This window comes from Tunicatimonas sp. (genome assembly GCF_049647865.1).
In the GTDB taxonomy this organism is placed as follows: domain Bacteria; phylum Bacteroidota; class Bacteroidia; order Cytophagales; family Cyclobacteriaceae; genus Tunicatimonas.
On the sequence record NZ_JBARYM010000459.1, the window covers coordinates 1 to 3,035 of the forward strand.

Genomic DNA, 3,035 nt, shown 5'->3' on the forward strand with positions numbered 1-3,035 from the left:
GTCCTTCCCATATTGCAATTTCCTCATTGGTTTCCCGTATAAAAAGTATCTCGCGGAAGCTTTCGTCCGGAAAATCCGGAAACAATAGTAACACACTTTCTTCTTGATCAATACCAGTTAGATAAAATAGATCACTATTCTGAACGAACTTCATGGTACCATCTGCATTGGTGGGCATAATATCATTACTGTTCAAAACAACCAGTGAATGAGGCTTTAACTGAGCGAGAAGGCGGCGACGATTTTCAACAAATAGCGCAGAATTTACTGGATGATACTTCATATTAGTTAGGATTTGATGCTAAAGTACAAAATGCAGTAACTCGATAAAACTTAGTTCCTTAATTATGAGTTAGTGATTTTATATTCCCATATCGCTGCTCTATATTTGTTCTGAATTATGAACATCCTCCGTATACATCGCTCCGTCACTCATTAACAAAATAGGTTGGCGCCTACTATTTTATTCCTCCGAACGCATTGACCATCGCAAATTTCATGAAAACTACGCTACGCATAGCCATTCAAAAATCAGGACGACTTAGTGAACAGTCACTAAATCTTATCAAAGAATGTGGCATTCATTTTAACCACGGAAAAAACCGACTCAAGGCAGTATCTCACAATTTTCCAGCGGAATTCCTTTTTCTTCGCGACGATGATATCCCTGGTTACGTGGAAGATGGTGTGGCTGACTTGGGAATTGTGGGTGAAAATGAAATGGCAGAAAAAGCCAAAGACGTATTATTAGTTAAACGGTTAGGGTTTTCAAAATGTCGTTTATCATTAGCCGTTCCGCGTGATACAGAATACACCAACCCAAGTTTCTTTCAAGATAAAAATATTGCCACTTCGTATCCTTTAATTTTAAATCAGTTTCTTAAGGAGAAGCAAATTACAGCTCAAATACACGAAATTTCCGGCTCGGTAGAGATTGCCCCCAGCATTGGCTTAGCCGATGCTATTTGCGATATTGTGAGTTCAGGAAGCACCTTGTTGAGCAACGGATTGAAGGAAGTAGAAACGATTTTTCGCTCAGAAGCCGTGCTACTGGGAAACCACCGAGCCAATGAAGAAAAGAAAGATATGATCGATCAGTTGGTCTTCCGCATAAATTCGGTTCAAGCTGGAAAAGGAAATAAATACATCTTACTAAATGCTCCGGACAGTGCTACCGAATCTATTGTTTCGCTTTTGCCGGGAATGCGTAGTCCAACCATTGTTCCTTTAGCGATGAGCGGTTGGAACTCTATTCACTCAGTGGTGCAAGAAGACCAGTTTTGGGATGTGATTGAAAGGCTGCGTGAAGCCGGTGCCGAAGGTATTTTGGTAGTACCGATTGAAAAAATGATTTTATGACCATTATAGAGAATCCGGCCCGAGAAGATTGGGGTAAATTGACTCGCCGACCTACGCAAAAGTTTAAAAAAATTGAAAAGATTGTAAAACCAATCTTAAAAAAGGTCAGTAAGAAAGGCGATGAAGCCTTGCGCTATTTCGCCCTGGAATACGATCATGTAGCATTAGAAGAATTGCAAGTTTCTACTAAAGAATTTGATTTAGCCGATGAACAGTTAGAACAAGATTTAAAAGAAGCAATTCAGGTTGCTTACAGTAATATTAGTAAGTTCCACGAAGCTCAGAAAACCGATACTTTGGAGGTGGAAACGATGCCGGGAGTACGTTGTTTCCGCCGTAGTGTGCCGATAGAAAAAGTCGGACTCTACATTCCGGGTGGAACCGCACCGCTATTTTCTACGGTACTGATGACCGGAATTCCAGCCAAAATTGCCGGTTGTCAGGAGATAGTGATGTGCACTCCCAGCAACCGGCGAGGGCAAATTAACCCAGCTATTCTGTACACCGCTCGGCTGGTAGGAATTGACAAGGTTTTTAAAATTGGTGGTGCGCAGGCTATTGCTGCTATGGCCTACGGCACTGAAAGTATTCCTAGAGCTCATAAGATATTTGGTCCTGGTAATCAGTACGTTACTGTTGCTAAGCAATTAGTTAGTAAGTCACAAGTAGCCATTGATATGCCCGCCGGCCCTTCCGAAGTAGCTATCTTAGCTGATAAATCCGCTGACCCCACGTTTGTAGCAGCAGATCTGCTTTCGCAGGCTGAACACGGATTTGATAGCCAAGTAGTACTAGTTTCTGATAGTGAAGAGTTGGTTAATAAAACTCTTCAAATGGTAAAGGATCAATTACGTCAACTGCCCCGGCAAGAGATTGCTCGAGAAGCTTTGAAAAACAGCGTATGCTTTATTATGAACAATTTGGATGATGGATATGAGTTGCTTAACGAATACGCCGCTGAACACCTAATTATCGCCACCCAAAATCCTGAAGAAGCCGTTGAAAAAGTCCGTAGTGCCGGTTCTGTATTTCTCGGCCATTATTCTCCTGAGTCAGCGGGTGATTATGCTTCAGGCACTAACCATACGCTACCCACAAACGGATTTGCTAAATCGTACAGCGGTATTTCATTGGATAGCTACGTGAAAAAGATAACGTACCAATCTATTAGCCCCGAAGGACTGAGCATGTTAGGACCGTACGTAGAAAAAATGGCGGCCGCTGAGCAACTAGATGCTCACAAGAATGCAGTTAGTCTGCGATTGCAGAAAATCAAAAATGATAGCAAAGCACCGGAAGCACCAGTAGCGGAAACCAAGTAACGGTCTGCGAAATTTTTCGTACCTTATACTGACAATCCCTTCCGATACGGTTATATTAGTGCAAAAAAGTAGAGCCGGAGTAAAAAAAGCTGATGTACTTAAATTCCAACGGCAAGCTCGTCTTTCCAATAAACAATTATCCCGCGGCCTTCATACTACTGCCCGTACCTGGCAGGGATACGATGCTAATGATATAATGAAGTCTTCGGTAGCCGAACGCACTTTAGCTCTAGCCCAGTTATATGCTAAGGGAGTTGACTTAATGGAAGAAGATCGATTTCATGGCTGGATGAAAAGCTCCCACTTGGCATTAGGAGATCAATCCCCATTAGAATTCTTAGATACTCATTTTGG

General features: G+C 42.1%; 4 protein-coding genes. 3 read left to right on the forward strand and 1 reads right to left on the reverse strand.

Annotation, left to right across the window (positions count from 1 at the left end; translation table 11 throughout):
• The coding region (locus tag WBA23_RS13680) for an aminopeptidase P N-terminal domain-containing protein (RefSeq protein WP_424582837.1) at positions 1-283 on the reverse strand (283 nt) is incomplete at its 3' end.
• 215 nt (positions 284-498) lie between these two features.
• Here WBA23_RS13680 and hisG point away from each other — a divergent pair.
• The 3 genes from hisG to WBA23_RS13695 all read left to right on the forward strand — a co-directional run.
• On the forward strand, positions 499-1,359 hold the full coding sequence (hisG, locus tag WBA23_RS13685) for an ATP phosphoribosyltransferase (protein ID WP_424582838.1): 861 nt from the start codon (positions 499-501) through the stop codon (positions 1,357-1,359).
• Positions 1,356-2,681: a histidinol dehydrogenase gene (gene hisD / locus WBA23_RS13690; protein ID WP_424582839.1), complete on the forward strand. Its 1,326-nt coding sequence runs from the start codon at positions 1,356-1,358 to the stop codon at positions 2,679-2,681. The genes hisG and hisD overlap by 4 nt, the downstream gene beginning before the upstream one ends.
• A 58-nt stretch (positions 2,682-2,739) precedes the next feature.
• Positions 2,740-3,035, forward strand: a 296-nt coding sequence (locus tag WBA23_RS13695; protein WP_424582840.1) for an antitoxin Xre/MbcA/ParS toxin-binding domain-containing protein, incomplete at its 3' end; no start/stop codon positions are given.

What these genes read in the sequence shown, in the direction of transcription:
- hisG (WP_424582838.1), top strand. Translation starts at nt 499, where the DNA reads ATGAAAACTACGCTACGCATAGCCATTCAAAAATCAGGACGACTTAGT.
- hisD (WP_424582839.1), top strand. Translation starts at nt 1,356, where the DNA reads ATGACCATTATAGAGAATCCGGCCCGAGAAGATTGGGGTAAATTGACT.